General features: G+C 51.3%; 12 protein-coding genes. 8 read left to right on the top strand and 4 right to left on the bottom strand.

The window, feature by feature from the left end; genetic code table 11:
- Window positions 1–5: 5 nt before the first annotated feature.
- Window positions 6–275: a hypothetical protein gene (locus DF283_RS07910; protein WP_303674217.1), complete on the bottom strand. Its 270-nt coding sequence runs from the start codon at window positions 273–275 to the stop codon at window positions 6–8.
- A gap of 109 nt (window positions 276–384) precedes the next feature.
- Window positions 385–678, bottom strand: a complete 294-nt coding sequence (locus DF283_RS07905) for a hypothetical protein (RefSeq protein ID WP_303674216.1) — start codon at window positions 676–678, stop codon at window positions 385–387.
- A gap of 345 nt (window positions 679–1,023) precedes the next feature.
- On the opposite strand from DF283_RS07905, the gene DF283_RS07900 reads away from it, so the two are divergent.
- Both DF283_RS07900 and DF283_RS07895 read left to right on the top strand, forming a co-directional pair.
- Entirely contained in the window at window positions 1,024–2,013 is a 990-nt protein-coding gene (locus tag DF283_RS07900; protein WP_303674215.1) for a hypothetical protein, read from the top strand.
- Between the two features lie 14 nt (window positions 2,014–2,027).
- Window positions 2,028–4,913 carry a hypothetical protein gene (locus tag DF283_RS07895; protein ID WP_303674214.1) on the top strand — a complete coding sequence of 962 codons (2,886 nt, stop codon included), beginning with the start codon at window positions 2,028–2,030 and terminating at the stop codon, window positions 4,911–4,913.
- 39 nt (window positions 4,914–4,952) lie between these two features.
- On the opposite strand, the gene DF283_RS07890 is transcribed toward DF283_RS07895, so the two are convergent.
- On the bottom strand, window positions 4,953–5,303 hold the full coding sequence (locus tag DF283_RS07890; RefSeq protein ID WP_303674213.1) for an STAS domain-containing protein: 351 nt from the start codon (window positions 5,301–5,303) through the stop codon (window positions 4,953–4,955).
- Between the two features lie 412 nt (window positions 5,304–5,715).
- On the opposite strand from DF283_RS07890, the gene DF283_RS07885 reads away from it, so the two are divergent.
- Complete coding sequence (locus DF283_RS07885) at window positions 5,716–6,534, top strand: sugar phosphate isomerase/epimerase family protein (RefSeq protein ID WP_303674212.1); 819 nt, start codon at window positions 5,716–5,718, stop codon at window positions 6,532–6,534.
- Window positions 6,535–6,713: 179 nt separating this feature from the next.
- Here DF283_RS07885 and DF283_RS07880 read toward each other — a convergent pair whose 3' ends face one another.
- Window positions 6,714–7,001: a hypothetical protein gene (locus DF283_RS07880; protein ID WP_303674211.1), complete on the bottom strand. Its 288-nt coding sequence runs from the start codon at window positions 6,999–7,001 to the stop codon at window positions 6,714–6,716.
- Window positions 7,002–7,401: 400 nt separating this feature from the next.
- Here DF283_RS07880 and DF283_RS07875 point away from each other — a divergent pair, with 400 nt between their 5' ends.
- The 5 genes from DF283_RS07875 (at window position 7,402) to DF283_RS07855 (ending at window position 16,330) form a co-directional block, all read left to right on the top strand.
- On the top strand, window positions 7,402–9,321 hold the full coding sequence (locus DF283_RS07875; protein WP_303674210.1) for a PAS domain S-box protein: 1,920 nt from the start codon (window positions 7,402–7,404) through the stop codon (window positions 9,319–9,321).
- A gap of 290 nt (window positions 9,322–9,611) precedes the next feature.
- Window positions 9,612–10,772, top strand: a complete 1,161-nt coding sequence (locus tag DF283_RS07870) for an acetyltransferase domain-containing protein (protein ID WP_303674209.1) — start codon at window positions 9,612–9,614, stop codon at window positions 10,770–10,772.
- Window positions 10,773–11,080: 308 nt separating this feature from the next.
- Window positions 11,081–11,719 (top strand): Chromate resistance protein ChrB, encoded by a 639-nt coding sequence (locus DF283_RS07865; RefSeq protein ID WP_303674208.1) that lies wholly within the window; start codon window positions 11,081–11,083, stop codon window positions 11,717–11,719.
- Window positions 11,720–11,924: 205 nt separating this feature from the next.
- Window positions 11,925–13,019 carry an efflux RND transporter periplasmic adaptor subunit gene (locus DF283_RS07860; protein ID WP_303674207.1) on the top strand — a complete coding sequence of 365 codons (1,095 nt, stop codon included), beginning with the start codon at window positions 11,925–11,927 and terminating at the stop codon, window positions 13,017–13,019.
- Between the two features lie 17 nt (window positions 13,020–13,036).
- Window positions 13,037–16,330, top strand: coding sequence for an efflux RND transporter permease subunit (locus DF283_RS07855; protein ID WP_303674205.1), 3,294 nt, complete (start codon window positions 13,037–13,039; stop codon window positions 16,328–16,330).
- Window positions 16,331–16,413: the final 83 nt, after the last annotated feature.

Below are 16,413 nucleotides of genomic sequence, written 5' to 3'. Positions count from 1 at the left end.
CTCGGCTAAGCCCACAAATCCAGACGTCTGGCGGCATCCGAGGTCACCCAGACGGCCTGGGGCTCTTCCAGCCCGGCCAGATACGACAGGCCGTTCACCCCCAGCAAAATGGGGATGGTCATCAGCATGCCCATCTGCTCCAGGGCGGTTTGTCTTGGGGGTTGTGCTTTTCGCCCCGCTGAGGGACTTTTACCCGTAAAAGCGGGGTTGTTCAAATGTTGACCGAAATTTTGGGGGGTGGCAGTATCCACAGCCCGGCTGCGTAGTGAAATCATGACGAACCCGCCTCTTTTATAGCAAATTTTTGAGTCGAACAATTAAGGAAAATGGATGTTGGGAAACCCTAAGAACCATTCATTCGTATTCAAGATGACTGAGAAATGTCTAACCTTGTTCCAGAGGTTGAAGATCCGGAAAACTGTTTTTGATGGTTTTTGAGTTTTGGCTCAACCATTCAAAAAGTCTTGCCATTATAGATGGTTTTTCCTGAATAGAAAAGTACTCCATCGAGTGATAGACAAGAGCAAAGCGCAAGTGTGAATTTTTTTGAAGCGCCCTGAATCTTTTTTTCAGAGGATTGTTTCCGGCGGGGTAATGCGCTGAAAAGCATTGATTTGAGCGCCAAAGGACGATTTCAGGAATGTCACCCGTCAAAGCATGGGACACGGAAATCGCCATCCGTGCTCTCCTTACCAAAACGCCCAAACGCAGAACAGACGGCACTCTCGAACAATCCGGCCCCGTTGGCGAACTGGCACGCCTCTATCATCCCCATCCGGCAAACACAAAGCTTTTTAGTTTGCTTTCGGTGCTTTTTTCATATCATGGTCACAAAGTTTTGTTGCAATTAGTACAAACGAGCAACTTTCCTCCTTCACCGTTATTGATAGCAATATCAAGCTCGTTAGCTACTAGGGTGTTATGGTAACGACAACGCTAAACAGTATTACCTTGCCGTCCAGATGGTCCAAAGGGAATTCTATCCCCCTGCGCTTTGGATCTGGAGGCACTGGCCTTGCCAAAGTGGCCAGGTCAGAGGTACCGCAGGAGGCGGTGGTTCGAGGGTACCGTTTTGCCAGCTTCGTCAAAAATCGTTTGTTGGCGGGCAAGCTGTTTAACAACGACATCCGCTGGGGCGGTTTATCCCTGGAGGATATGGCCAGTCGGGTGCAAACCCTGTTGGGCGTTTACTTGCTGCAAGGCTATTACGCCATCAAGGACGACAAGCACCCCTGGGAAACCAATGGCCGAAACGCGGTAATCTGGATGATGACCCTGCTGCTGCAAAACCTGGCCAAAAGTGAGAATTACGGGGTGAATACCCTGCTCTTCAACCCGTTTATGCGGCAGAAAGGGTATCTCTCCTCGGAAATGTCCGGGCTGCAAAAATTCCTGGATCACGGGCGCATGGACGTGGATTACCTGGATATCCTGCAAGATGCCGGTATCAAAATCAGCAATGACGAGCTGAAAGGCGCCCGAAAGGGTAAAAAAGCGCTGTGGGCGTCCTCCTGGCTGGACGCCAATAAAACCGATCTCATTAAAAAGCGATATCGAGACCTTCATCACAAGATACAGGAAAACGCCAAGGCCATTGCCGACAACAAGCCCCTTCCCCACATCCTGACCCCGATGGAAGAGGCCATCGAAAAAGAGATCCCCCGGTTTTTCAAACGAATAAATGGCTGGAACCTTTTATCTACAGGGCTTGTCGTTGGAGCCACCATTTATTTCATCGGCGGGGTGGCCATGGATATCGTCAACAAAGTCATCTCTCCGTTAGACAAGGACTTTGAAGGCAACAAGAACCTTCCTCCCGATCAAATTCACAAAAACCCCATCCTGGCCAAAACCCACCCCCCTCAGAGTCCCTTCACCAACAGTTCCCTTCCCTCCAACCCAAGTAGCATCACCACTCCCCCCATCCAATTTTTTCAGAGTTATGTGAGTCACCGCCGCCATAGCAACCCATCCGCCCTTCCCGGCGCCACGCTTCCCGGAGGGCTCCACTGATGGGTATGCTTCCCATGGCTATGCAGCTGAATCCCTGGGCCCAACGGGCGCTGGCCCAGTCAGTCAACCTGGGCTACGCGGGCCGGGGTGCCTATCGGGTTCATGAAACCAACCCCGAGCGCAAAGGGGACTATTGGTTCCGGGACTTCGGCATGGTCATGGCCTGCACCTATATGACCGAAATGGGCTTCCGGGGAACCGAGCGGTTTTACACCATGCCCCTGCTGACCAACGCCCTGGAGCTGCATGCCCTGAACACCAAGCTGGGGCAGAAGCGGGTCATCCCCACCTTTGACACGGTGGAAATCCGGAATGAGACGGCCCCCGCCCGGAATGGGGTCGCCGCCGCGCGAACTGAAACGGCCCAACTGCTGAATTCCACCGCGTTATACCCACGGGCCTGGAACTATGCCGAGCTGCCCGAAGCGCTGCGTGAAAAGATGATGGGCACCCTGATCCGCAACAGCGCCGAGCTGGTGCCTCAAGTACTGCAGGAAGAAGCCCTGAATGAAATCAAGGCGCTCCAGGACAAGAATTCTCCGCTCTATGACACCCTGCGCCAGCTCATCACCCATCCGCTCAACCCGGAGAATGGCTCTCAGGTGGAAGCGTTTATTGCGGAAACGGCCAAACTGGGTAACCATCGGGCTGATTTGGAACGCATCGCCAAAATTGACAACAAAGCCCTGGCCAAGGCGGAAACGCAAACGCTCTTTCAAAAGCTCTCCGCCGGTCACCCGGACAAACAAACACTGAAAACCCACATCCACCAATCCGTTCAATTACTCAAAACGGAGCAGTTGGGTATTCTCATCAACCACCTGGATCGCAACCTGAACTTTCAGCACTATCTGGAAAGCAACTTTTTAAAACCCAAAGCGGAAGTCCTGAAGCCCAAAGGCCTCATTGAACCTCGAAACTTCCAGTTGCCGGAAGCCCTGGCCCCAAAGAATCCCTTCAGCGCCGTGGATGAAATGTCCGACATTGTGTCCGATCGCATGCGCTTCTATATCAACAAGCTCCATGGCCTGCAGCACAAAGGAAAAGCCGATTTACGCAATCTGGCTGAAAAAGTGCGCAGGCTGCCTCTGGATCAGCGGGAAAAAGCCTTTACCAAGGGCATTCAGGAAATCGAGAACTTGCAGTTTCTCTACAAAAAAGAGTCCCTGACCGACTTTTGGCATGCCTCCACCAACCAGGATATTTTGAAACGGATGCAGGAAGAAGGGCTGGATCATAACGCCATTCAGGATCGCATCAAACGGGATAACCTGACGCTGCAAACCATCCTGCAGGGCATCCATAAAAGCAAAAAGCAGCAGGGCAATCAGGATCAAAAGCTGAAGTTTCAGGAAGAATGGGCGAAAGAAAACGAAAAAGTATGGCGCAACTGGGAAGATGAATTCCGAAATGAAAAAGGCCGGTTGCAAGCCTTCCTGACCAATCCAGGCGAGCGGCCCCACAAGCCCCGGGGATATATTTCCATGAACCAGCTGAACAAAAAGCTGGGACATTTTGAAAGCTGGTTTGAAACCATTTCCAAAAGCCTCCAGATCAAAAATATGATGCTGGACAGCCTTTGGCAGCATTTGGGCGCCGATTTGCTACTGCAGGTCAAGAAGAAAGTAAAAACCGCGTTTGAGGACGTCAACAAATTACCTTATGAACACTTGCCCCGCTACACCGACGGCCCCCTCAAAGGTCAGCCCGTGGAGAAATGGAAACTGCTGGAAGCCCGCTTGCAGGATATGGGCTTGCGCCACTGGCTGGATGATGGCGAAATCAGGCATTTAAGCCAGGATTTGGGTCAGCATTTACCCAAAATGTCCAGCGCCACCGGGGCGGTCAAGGATCTGGAACAACACAGCGTGGAATCGGTGATGGGCAAGGTCAAAAAGACCATTTGGGCGCATCTGACCGGTGATATGGATTACAGCCACCTGAACGACTCGTTCTGTCCGAACCTGAAAGCCCAACTGGACAGCAAACTGGCCGCGCTCAGCCCGGAAGAGCAACTCGCCCTGAAAGCCGGAAAAATCCGGGGCAAGCTGTTTCGACAACTCACCAACACCGATGCCTTCGGCAACCCGCTCGCCAACCCGAAAGAAGAGGGCCTGGAAACCCTGCTGAAAAAAGTACTGAACGAAAAGAATCTGCACACCATTGAGAATCAGCTGGGCCAAAAGGTTAAAAGCGCGGAATGGACCATTAAAAGCCTGATCACCGATGGCCTGCAAAGCCACATGGTCAAGTCCGCGGTGAATAAAATCCAGAGAAACGGCACCTGGCCCAAAATTCTGACCACGGTTGGGCTTAACTTCATCTTCTACGGCTGGCTGGCCAGTCGCTTTGACAACAAAGTCCTGCAACCCTACCAGGAAAAGCTGGTGGCTCAAAAAGGCACAGCGCAGGATATTGTCAACGCTGGCTATCTGGGTACTTTGCCAGCACTGGCCGTTCTATCCCAGGCCTGGGACAAAACCACCCTGCCATTCCTGAAAGGCCTGAGACACATGAACCACTTCAGCCGCTTTGCCACCGTCGGCGGTGTGGCGCTGGGCGTGTTTGCGGGATCTTCCTATGGTCTGCTGAAAGTGCTGGAGAAAAAATCCGCGCCTCAGCCCGGCTACCCCAAAAAACCGGCTCCCGCCCCAGCAGGGCCCAAACCATCACCCGCCCTGCAGCCGACTTTCAACGCCCTGTCTAAACCGGCCAGCAGTGCTGTACCAGCCTTCACGCCGGTAAGCCCCTTCAGCACTCAGGCTCCACCCAAGAGCTTTCCCTTTCAGCCCTACCGGCCCCAGCCACCCGGATTCACACCCCCTGCGGCACTGAACCGGCCAAACCCGGGCTCGCATATCCCCTATCCCCAAGGCGTTAAAGCGCAACCGACCCCTTAAAAGGCCAGACCTCCCGGACCAGGGGGTCCAGACTATGGACTAGGACTGCGCTGCGCGCACCTGACTGATGGCCTGCGCCTCAGATTCCCAGATATCCAGCACCCGATCCATGTGGGTTATTTCCATGAGATTGGACACTTGCTTATTCAACCCGAACAGGGTCAAATTGCCTTTGATTTCCCGGCAGAGCTTCAGCAAGGAAATTAAAACGGCAATACCAAAACTGTCCAGCGTCTGCACCTGTGACAAATTTAGCACCACATGCCGGTGACCTTCCATAAGCAACTTGGCGACATGGTTTTTCAAGACCATGGTCTTGGGATAGCCGAACTTATCGTCTATCACGTCCACCACAACGCAGTCCGGCAAAAAACGATTGGACAAATCCATCCAACAACTCCCGTCAGGCAACATTTTCTATCATACCATTTTTGCCCGATCCGATTGGCCAGTGCGGCCTCCGCTTTCAGCAACAAAACACACCACAAGAGGCTCCTCTCCCGGCTCGCAGGCCCTTCTCCTGAGTCGCAATCTCCATTTTCGCTTCCAGGGTACCCCAGCGTCCCAGTTCGCTGGGTCCGGCCTTGAGCATTCCGTTTTTTGGATTCCTCGAAATAGGGGAGCAATCCATTCCCCAAAACGGGCATAATAAGTTAAATTGGGATTGTCAAGAAATAACAGACTTTCTTTGCTTTAAAGGCGCCTGACCCCGCATCTGTGTTTTTGCTCCGTAGTGCCACAGTCAGCGCCGCTGAAGACCCTCAACACTCCACGCAATGAACGTGCCAATTGAGAACAGCCCATGATTGAACGGATATTTGCCGCCCCCAAAGGCCCAGCGCTTGAAGCCGGAATTCAATTCGCCCTGACTCACGGGCTGGACTATGAAATTCCGACCTTTTACCACGTGGAAAACCTGGACAACCGACACCAGGAGATCCTCCGTTATCGTCATCTGCTGAAGGATTTTCGGGGCATTCTCTCCATGCACGGCCCTATTTTTGACACCAACGTGGTCAGCCTGGACCCGGAAATCCTGAAAGTGTCCCGGCATCGCTACAAACAGGCCATTGAGGTGGCTAAGGCGCTGGATGTGCGCTATCTGGTCTTTCACTCCCAGTGGACCCCCATTTACAGGGCCGCCAATGCCACTTACATGTGGCTGAACAAGGTGACTGACTTTTGGGAAAGGCTATTAGAGGAAGAGGTTCGGGACACCAACCTGACCATTGTGATTGAAAACTTTCTTGATGACAGTCCCGAGTCCATTCACGCCCTGCTCAGCCGGATTAACTCGCCCCATCTCAAGGCCTGCGTGGATATCGGGCACATTAATATTTTTTCCAAACTCTCTCCCATTGACTGGCTGCAAGAACTGGGGAGTCAGGTGGCCTACATCCACGCCCACAACAACGGGGGAGCGCTGGATAGCCATGATTCCTTTGAAAAAGGCCTGATTGACATGCCCGGGTTCCTGAACCATCTGGCCCTACTGCCCCAAAAGATCCATCTGGCCATTGAAACCTCCACCCTGGAAGGCTTGGCCAGTAGCTACGCCATGATAGCCCCTCATCTTGCCGTCCAGAAAGAGCAATTCGGAGCCAAGAGCTTCCTGATCTAGGGCTCGGGGATTGAAACTGCCAACCGGAGCAGCCAGGGCAGACCAAAATCCCGGGGCAAGCCAAAATCAGGGCTGATTGAAACCGGCTCAGGGGGGACGCTCTTCTCTGCCGTCTATGCCAAGCAGGGGCTTTACTGGATTTGGGCCCTATTTACTTTGGGTTTAATTTACTTTGGACTCTATTTACTTTTCCAGCCCGATATAGCGCCCCAGATGGATAGCCCAATGGGAGCGACACCCATAAGCGCGGCGATGGGCAGTAAGGGATGGATAATCAAGCCGAAAAGACCGACCACCAGACTCAGTGGCCACAAAAGAACCCCTGTGGCCAGACCGCCCGTGCCGAACGCCATAGCCTTACCGCCACCACCGAACTGCACAGGCTTAGTGCGGGCATTCGGGGCAGGCAAACGCGTGAACTGGTCGTCGCCCGATGGGGCAGCGTTCCGGGACAATGGGCCAAGCATTGGCTGAACCCCTCTCGCGGGGCGGGGAAACGATGAGTCCGCCAAGGGGCGGGGAATGTTGGACGGTAATACGGACAGCATAATGACTGGCCTTTCTGGCAAAGCAATTTGCAGGCTTGGAAATGGACAAGTACTGGTATAAAACCGCAACACGAATTTTGTTGCTAGCCAAAAACGGATGACGGCAATCTGTCCTACTCCAATCTACCTTACTACAACCTGCCTTACTACAATCTCTCTAAACTTCAATCCTTCCACGATCCCGCTTGCTCATACTTTTTACCACATTGTCTATGTGTGTAATTTATTTTTGACACAACCTTGTTAAAATCAGTGAAATTGATTATAACTAGGCAGCAAGTGGTTAGTCGTTTAATTATGAAATGAGTAGAGTTTAACCGTGATTATCCCACCAGTGTATGAGTCCGGGTCCTTGCTTGACGCCATTTTCAGGCAAAGTTGCGCAGGTGTGGGACTGGTAGATACCAGTGGCTATTTTGTCAGTGTCAATCCCCGACTTTGCCAAATTACCGGCTATACCGAATCTGAACTGTTGCAGCGCACGTTCGGCAGTATTACCCATCCGGATGATCTGGCCGTTGATGATCAGCAGGCCGCACGGCTCTTTAAGGGCGAAATCGAGAACTATGAGCTGGAAAAGCGTTATATCCGAAAATCGGGAGATTGGGTCTGGGTTTATATTTCCTGTTCACTGGTTAAACCGCCCACCCACACCGAGGCGGACCATGCCACGGAATCCCCGCTGGGGTTGGCCGTGATCCAGGATATTACGCAGCTAAAACAGAAAGAAGCCGAATTGATTGAAAGCCAGAAGAGGCTGGAGACCAGTGAGGCCCACTTTCGCTTCGTCACCGATAGCGTTCCTGTCATGATCTGGCTGACGGACGCCAGCCTGAACACGACTTATCTTAATCAGGCCTGGCAAGAATTTACCGGCCTCACCCCGGAAGAACTCCTGTCATCAGGCTGGCTGACCCAAATTCACCCGGAAGAGCGAGAGAGTGTGCGACAGGCATTCCTGCAGGCCGCTGACCAGCGTGCGCAAATCTCGCTGGAGTATCGGTTAAAACGAAAAGATGGTGAGTACCGCTACATGTCCGAAGCTGGCATTCCTTTGACCACTGACAACGGAGATTTTCAGGGTTATATCGGGTATGTCATCGACATCACCGAGCGCAAGCAGGCAGAGTTTGTTATCACCCAAAATGAGTCCACCTGGCGGGCGCTGGCCAATTCCATTCCCCAGCAAGCATGGATGGCCGACGCCGAAGGCTACCGATTCTGGCTGAATCAACCGTACCTGGACTACACCGGCTCGACCATGGAGGCGTCTCAAGGCTGGGGGTGGACTTCGTTCATTCGGGAAGATCAGGCCGAGGCGCTGGTGGAGAACATCCGGCTTGCCAGCCATACCAAAGCCCCGTTTGAGGCGACTGTGGCCATACGGGCTAAAAATGGACAGTATCGATGGTTTCTGTCCCGCGCGATGCCCATTGAAAATGCTGACGGAGAGATCATACGCTGGTTTGGCACCAATACGGACATCCACGAGCTGCAGGAGATGCAAGAGGCTCTGGAGCGCAGCCAAAGGCAACTGGCCATCAGCAACCGGGATTTGGAACAATTCGCCGCCATTGCCTCCCATGACTTGCAGGCGCCCCTGAGAAAAGCCAAGAGCTTTTGCGAAATGATCCGGCCCCGCCTGCAGGTCCAGCTCGACCCGGAAACCTACAGCCTGATGGGTCGGATTCATGCATCGCTGGAAAGCATGCAAAGTCTGGTTTCAGATTTATTATCGCTGTCGCAGGTGTCCACTGAGGCCCAGGCCTTTGATTTGATTGATCTTTCCCCCATTTTAAAACGCGTTATCACCACGCTATCGGATTTAATCGAGGAAACAGGGGCCGTCATCCAAATCAAGCAACTCGTTCAGGTCTATGGGGATGGGGAACAGCTGACCCTGCTAATCCAGAATCTGCTGGAAAACGCCATTAAATACCAGCCGCCCGGACAGAAGCCGCAGGTTGAAATTGAGGCCATCAATCCCGAGCGCCACTTGTGCCAGATATCCGTGCGTGATAACGGCATTGGCTTTTCTCAAAGTCAGGCGGAACGAATATTTCGACCCTTTGAGCGCCTGCACGGGAAGTCCAGCGCTTATCACGGCAACGGCATTGGTCTGGCCATATGCCACCGGATTGTGGAACGACACAACGGCCACATCTGGGCCACCAGCAGCCCGGGCCAAGGCTCGGTGTTTGTAATTCAGCTGCCCGTACCCACCCTGGCGGCCAGATAGTCACTGGCGGGTTCGTCCGATCCACGCCCGCTCCCCAAAGAAAGTCCGCAGGGCTTCATCTTCAAATGCAACAATGTTAAAATAAAGCGTTAAAATAAAACGCTATAAAAATAGAGCGTGCCCCAAAATCGCAAAAATCGTCTGGCCAGCAATCTTGCGGCATGGCGATACCAGAGCGCCCCGGTGGCAGCCCTTCCATGGCGTGTTTCCCCTGCGCCGTGCTTACCCTGCAGCGACTGGCCCATCATCCCCCCAAAAAAAGTTCGACTTCAAGCGAAAGGATTCCCGCTTTGCCATCAGCCTCTCCCGATTCCACGTCCCGAATAAACAGTATCGACATCGTGCGAGGGCTGGCCATCACCCTGATGACCGTGGATCACGCCCGTGAGTTTTTCTTTAAACGGATTTCCCTGTCTGATCCGCTGTGCGTGGGCTGCCTGCCCCCCGAAGTCTTTTTTACCCGCTGGCTGACCCATTTTTGCGCCCCCACCTTTGTCTTTCTGGCCGGGGTCTCCGCTTATCTATACAGCCAAAAACCGGGCCTCAGCAAAAAAGACTTGTGCCAGTTCCTCATCACACGGGGTTTTATTCTCATCTTGCTGGAAATCACCCTCATCAACGTTTCCTGGACGTTTATCGTCCCCCCCACCACCTTGTACCTGCAGGTCATCTGGGCCATCGGAATGAGCATGATCGCCCTGGCAGGAATGATATGGCTCCCTCGCCCCCTGCAGATCCTGATCACCGCTTTGCTGATTGCCGCTCATCCGTTGCTGGACAACGTTCATTTTATGGAAGGCACCCCGCAACACGTTCTCTGCTCCATCCTGCATGAGCGCAACCTGATTCCCATTACCGACACTTTCAAAATACGGACCTCCTATCCCCTGATTCCCTGGATTGGCATGATGAGCGCCGGTTTTTTGACGGGTCCCTTGTTTAATAAAACCATCCCCGCCCGGCAACGAAAGCGTTGGCTGCTTTGGGGAGGGACTGCGCTGCTATTGGGGTTTGCCATCCTCCGGTGGGGCAACCTCTACGGAGAAGCAGGTCTGTTTACCCCGGCTGCGGGCCAGCCGCTGCAAACCCTGATGTCTTTTGTCAACCTGACCAAATACCCGCCCTCCTTTTTATTCACCCTGATGACAGTGGGTGGAACCTGCCTGGCGCTGGGCTGGCTGGAAGGCCCCCGAAACGCTGTCACAACCGTGCTACTCCAGTTTGGGCGTGTGTCCATGTTTTACTACCTGCTGCATTTGTACCTCCTGCACGGGGCAGCCTTCATAGCAGCCCGACTGTGGCCACCTTCTGCTGGGGAAAAGTTCAGTGTGCCGGACATTGGATGGGTGTGGCTAATTGCCGCAGCTTGCCTGCTCATGTCTTACCCTTTGATTCAGCAATACGCCGCCCTGAAAAAACGGCATCCCAACAGCTGGCTGCGCTTCTTCTAACAATTACCGTTAGTAGTCACAGTCCGAGAAAAAGCCGTCTTCACAGCATCCCAAGCCAAAACCCGGTCTGATAAACCAGGAAAGGGAAGGGAGACGGCACAACAGGCTGTCACCATAGCGGGGCCCGAAAATTCCTATTTATAACTTGCCTTCTAATTTGTCTGTTTTTAATTGCTTATTTTCCAATACGCATAAATGGATGTTTAACAGTTGCGCAAATATGTTACACCTGTTACATTAACCATTGTCCCAGCTCTGCGCAAAATTTTCGTGCTGCAAAAGTAAGGTCTCTCCTAAGGAGTCTCACGATGAAATGGCTCGTTTTTTCCTACTCATTGCCTTCCAATCTCACGGCAGCCTCCAGGGTTCGCATTTGGCGAAAATTACGCAAGTCGGGTGCCATTTCCCCCAAGCTGGGTGTTCATGTTTTACCCTACAACGATGACTGCGTGGAGACGGTTCGCTGGCTAGCCGCCGAAGTGGAGCAGGAAAGCGGTGAAGCCATTGTCATGCAGGTCGATCGGTTTGAAAATCTGCCGGATGACAAGGTAATCGATATTTTTCGGAATGAGCGCATGGCGGATTACCGGCAAATTGAAGCGTTCATCAGTGAATTGGAAGCGCTGCTTGAAACACAACACGCTGAGCAGGCCAAGGATCCGAATAAAGTGGTCTCCATTAAGCGGGATATCCGCAAGGCCAAAAAAAATATTGATGAAGTCGCTCGGGTGGATTTCTTTAAAATCTATGATAAACGGCGTTTGCTGGATCGGTTGCACCATCTCCAAAAAACCTTGCTAACCGGCAATTTAATCCTGATGTTCTTCTTTTCCATGGGCGGGCTCAACGCATCGACCCTGCGGGAAATGATGGATGAACTTCAAGGTGAGCAAATGGAAGTCTCTCAAAATAACGACGTTAAACTTAAGCGACCCCAGGTAAAATAATCTCAATTCTTATCAGTTCTAAACTCTCGATATTTATCCTCAGTCAATTAAAGATATAGAGCGGTCACTATGCAAAGACACCGGCTCTTTGCTTTGGCCTGCGTTTTTACACTCAGGCAATCCAGTCTATTTGCACAAAAAATCTCGCAGGGCGCAGGCTCACCTTGCAAATCTGATTTAAATACCGAAACAAGGAACAACTGGCATGAACCTGATCAAGAAATCCATTTTTATTCACTGTGCCCTAATCACGTTGTTTTTAACGGGCTGTCAGGCGCCTCATGAAAGCAAGGAGCCAGAATACACCTATCAGGTGAGCAAGCCTCTGGTAAAGGATATGAAGCTGAATGACGAATATGTTTGCCAGATTCGAGCCATTCAACATATTGAGCTGCGCTCGCTGGAAAAGGGGTATTTGCAAAAAAAATTCGTAGACGAAGGACAACTGGTTCGGCAGGGACAACTGCTCTTTCAGATCAAGCCGAATGTTTACAAAGCCGATGTTGATAAATCCGAGGCTGAAGTGGATCTGGCTGAAATTGAGCTAAAGAACAACAAGGCATTGGTGGAAAAAGATATTATTTCCAAAAGTGAAGCGGCCATGTCTGCCGCCAAATTAGCCAAAGCCTCGGCGGAACTGGAGATGGCCCAGACGCATCTGGGTTTTACTGAAATTCGGGCCCCTTTCAGTGGGTTGATTGGCAGGTTCGGAGACATCCGGATTGGCAGTTTGCTGGATGAGGGAGATCTGCTGACCACGTTGAGTGATAACCACAGAATGTGGGTGTATTTCAACGTTCCTGAAGCCCGTTACCTGGACTATATGAAACGCAGACGGAACAATATTGCCCAGACCGTTCAATTGAAGCTGGCCAACAATGACCTGTACCCTGAAGCCGGAACGATCGAAACGATTGAGTCCGATTTTAACAATACATCGGGAAACATTGCATTTCGAGCGAGTTTCAACAATCCCCGTACACTCTTGCGTCACGGAGAAACCGGGACTATCCTGTGGCCAAAGTTAATCAAACACGCTGTCATTATTCCCCAGAAATCAACATTCGAAATATTAGACAAAAAATTTGTACTGGTAGTCGATAAAAATGGCGTCCTCCACGAGCGCGAGATTGAAGTGGCCGAGGAGGCCCCCAATATCTTCATTCTCAAGTCGGGTCTTAGCCCGGACGAAATGTTCTTGCTTGAAAGACAAAGCAAAATCTACAAAGGGGACAAAATTAAATACAGGATGATAGACCCCAAAGCTGTCATCAATCACCTGGAATTGTATGCCAATTAACTGAGATTTTTATCACGATGTTTCAGAATATACTTAAAAGACCGGTTTTAGGTCTGGTCATCTCAATATTTATCGTATTTTTGGGCTGTCTTTCCATTCAGCAACTGCCTATCTCACAGTTTCCACAAATCGCGCCCACAGTGGTCAACGTCTTCATTGCCTATCCGGGCGCCAGTGCGGATGTCCTGACAAAATCCACCTTAATTCCGCTAGAGGCGGCCATTAACGGCGTTCCGGGCATGCGTTATATGGCCTCCGACGCGACCAGTGCCGGTGAGGCGACGCTGAGACTGGTTTTTGAACCCGGAACCGATTCAAACCAGGCCGTGGTCAACGTGAAAACACGGGTGGATAGGGTCATGACCTCTCTGCCCGAGTTGGTGCAACGAGAGGGTGTCATCTTATTACCGCTCCAACCCTCCATGTTGATGTACATCGATTTATATTCTGAATCCAAAAATATCGATCAAAAATACCTTTTTAATTACGCCTACACCAAGCTGATTCCCGAAATTCAACGCATAAACGGGGTGGCCAACGCCAGCTTGCTGGGTACCCGGACCTACTCCATGAGAATTTGGTTAAAGCCAGACAGGTTGAGGGCTTACAGCATCTCTCCGGAAGAAGTGGTCAAGGCGATTAGCGAACAAAGTATTATTGCCCGTCCCGGCAGGTTGGGTCAAAGTTCCGGGAAAAAAGCCCAGGCAACGGAGTACGTTCTTGACTATGAGGGTCGCTACAATGAGCCCAAGCAATACGAGAACATCATTATCAAAAGTTCCGAGTTTGGAGAAATGGTCAAGCTCAAGGATGTCGCCGAAGTTGAACTGGGAAGCGAATTTTATGACATCTATAACACGCTGGATGGCAAGCCGTCCGCCTCGCTCATACTGAAGCAAACACCCAACAGCAATGGGGCGGCCGTCATCAAAAATATCAAGGAAAAGATCAAAGAGCTTGAAAAAGATTTTCCAGACGGCATCAAAGTCAAATACAGTTACGATGTTTCCAAATTTCTGGACGCTTCAATTGAGCAGGTAGTGGATACCATCAGAGACGCGTTTATTTTGGTAACCCTGGTGGTATTTTTATTCCTGGGGGATTGGCGATCTACCATCATTCCCATTATCGCGGTACCCATTTCCCTGATTGGCGCCTTTTTCGTGCTGCTTCTATTTGGAATGTCCATCAACCTGATTACCCTGTTTGCGGTGGTTCTGGCAATCGGGATTGTGGTAGACGATGCCATTGTGGTGGTAGAAGCCGTCCACAGTAAAATGGAGGAAGATCCCACACTCTCTCCCTACGCTGCCACCCAAAAAGCCATGAAGGAACTGGGGGGAGCCATTATTGCCATCACCCTGGTTATGATTTCCGTATTCTGTCCGATTGCCTTTATGAGTGGCCCTGTGGGCGTATTTTACAGGCAATTTTCCATTACCATGGCCAGTTCCATTATCATTTCGGGGTTAGTGGCGCTCACCCTGACGCCTGTACTGTGCGCGATGGTTCTCAGAAATCATGGCAGCCACGGCAATCATGACAGTCACGGCGAACACGCCAGCCACAAAAAATCCAGGAATTTATTGAAACGCGGGATCGATCAATTCAATGTGCTTTTCGATAAATTGACGCAACGCTACATGTGGCTTCTGGATAAAATTGTCACCAAGCGTGTCATCACCTTCGGGGTTATCGTATTATTTGCAATCGGGATTTTTATTTTTAACAAAATCGTCTCCTCAGGCTTTGTACCCAGTGAAGATCAAGGCACCATTTACGCGATTGTGCAAACGCCCCCCGGCTCGACCCTGGAATATACCAACCAGGTCGTGAGTCAGTTACAAAAAATTTCCGAAAAAGTAGAGGGGGTCGAATCCGTCACCTCAATGGTGGGCTATGAGATTATGACGGAAGGTAGGGGCTCCAACGCCGGCACCTGCCTGATCAACCTGAAAAGCTGGGAAGAAAGAAAAGAGAGTGTGCATGACATCATTGAGGCGCTGGAGAAAAAATCCGAGGCCCTGGGCGCCAAGGTGGAATTTTTTGAACCACCTGCCATTCCCGGCTTCGGTACCTCTGGCGGGTTTTCCTTGCGCCTTCTCGACAAATCGGGTGAAACCAATTACCAGGAACTTGAAAAAGTCACTCAGGAGTTTATGCGCAATCTGGAAAAACGAAAAGAAATTCGAGGCCTGTTTACTTTTTACAACGCCACATACCCGCAATACAAAATCAAAATAGATAACCAATTGGCCATGCAAAAGGGCGTATCCATCAACAACGCCATGGAAAATTTGAATATTCTCATCAGCGGTTCCTACGAGCAGGGCTTTATCCGGTTTGGACGCTTTTTCAAAGTGTTCACCCAGGCCGCACCGGAGTACAGAAGGAATCTGGATGACCTGAACAATTATTTTGTCAAGAACGATCACGGCGAAATGGTTCCATACAGCTCCTTTATGACCACTGAGAAAACACAGGGGGCCAATGAAATTACCCGCTATAACCTCTATAACTCGGCGGTCATTCGGGGCTTTCCCGGCAATAACTTCACCTCGGGCGATGCCATTGACGCCATAAAAGACGTGGCGCTGAAAACCCTCCCCAGAGGCTACGATATTGCCTGGGAGGATCTCTCATACGATCAGGCCAAGCGAGGAAATGAATTTGCCGTTATCTCCCTGATCGTGGTGCTATTTGTTTACTTGGTCTTGGCGGCTCAGTACGAGAGCTTTGTATTACCCCTGGCCGTGCTATTATCCCTGCCCATCGGGATTTTTGGGTCTTACTTCATGCTCAAGCTCATGGGGTTGGCAAACGATGTCTACGCACAGATCGCGATCATCACGCTGATCGGGCTTTTGGGTAAAAACGCGGTGTTGATTGTCGAGTTTGCGGTGCAAAAGCGCAATGAAGGCTTATCCATACTGGAGGCTGCGCTTGAAGGGGCAAAAATGCGTTTCAGGCCGATCTTGATGACCTCCTTCGCCTTTATAGCCGGACTCCTGCCACTGGTCTTGTCGCACGGCGCGGGCGCGGTGGGAAACAGAACGCTGGGCTCTTCCGCCATGGGCGGCATGATTTCCGGGACCCTGATTGGCATCGTCATCATCCCCGGATTGTATTTTGCGTTTGCAACCCTGGTCGACGGAAAAAAGCTACTGCAGGATGAAACGCAGACCACCTTGACAGAAGCAATCGTCGGCAAAAAAGCCAGGAACAAGACACAGTTCAAAATACTCAGGCTGATGTTCAGGCGACTCATTCGCAAACTGAGAACCTCCCGGCAAATCAGCAAACCGGATTAAACAGTAGAAAACACGGAACCAGAAAAATCAGGAAAACCCTATGAAGTTCATAAAAATAATTGGCTTTCTATCGGCACTAACGC

Origin of the sequence: Vampirovibrio chlorellavorus (genome assembly GCF_003149375.1) — a bacterium.
GTDB classification, from domain to species: Bacteria; Cyanobacteriota; Vampirovibrionia; order Vampirovibrionales; family Vampirovibrionaceae; genus Vampirovibrio; species Vampirovibrio chlorellavorus_B.
The sequence above is the reverse complement of the archived record's forward strand: the minus strand, read 5'-3'. Positions and strand labels throughout refer to the sequence as shown.

Bases quoted from the DNA above. Each gene is read 5' to 3' on its own strand.
- DF283_RS07855 (WP_303674205.1), top strand. From the start codon at position 13,037: ATGTTTCAGAATATACTTAAAAGACCGGTTTTAGGTCTGGTCATCTCA.
- DF283_RS07905 (WP_303674216.1), bottom strand. From the start codon at position 678: ATGGCGATTTCCGTGTCCCATGCTTTGACGGGTGACATTCCTGAAATC.
- DF283_RS07860 (WP_303674207.1), top strand. From the start codon at position 11,925: ATGAACCTGATCAAGAAATCCATTTTTATTCACTGTGCCCTAATCACG.
- DF283_RS07865 (WP_303674208.1), top strand. From the start codon at position 11,081: ATGAAATGGCTCGTTTTTTCCTACTCATTGCCTTCCAATCTCACGGCA.
- DF283_RS07885 (WP_303674212.1), top strand. From the start codon at position 5,716: ATGATTGAACGGATATTTGCCGCCCCCAAAGGCCCAGCGCTTGAAGCC.
- DF283_RS07895 (WP_303674214.1), top strand. From the start codon at position 2,028: ATGGCTATGCAGCTGAATCCCTGGGCCCAACGGGCGCTGGCCCAGTCA.
- DF283_RS07880 (WP_303674211.1), bottom strand. From the start codon at position 7,001: ATGCTTGGCCCATTGTCCCGGAACGCTGCCCCATCGGGCGACGACCAG.
- DF283_RS07890 (WP_303674213.1), bottom strand. From the start codon at position 5,303: ATGGATTTGTCCAATCGTTTTTTGCCGGACTGCGTTGTGGTGGACGTG.
- DF283_RS07910 (WP_303674217.1), bottom strand. From the start codon at position 275: ATGATTTCACTACGCAGCCGGGCTGTGGATACTGCCACCCCCCAAAAT.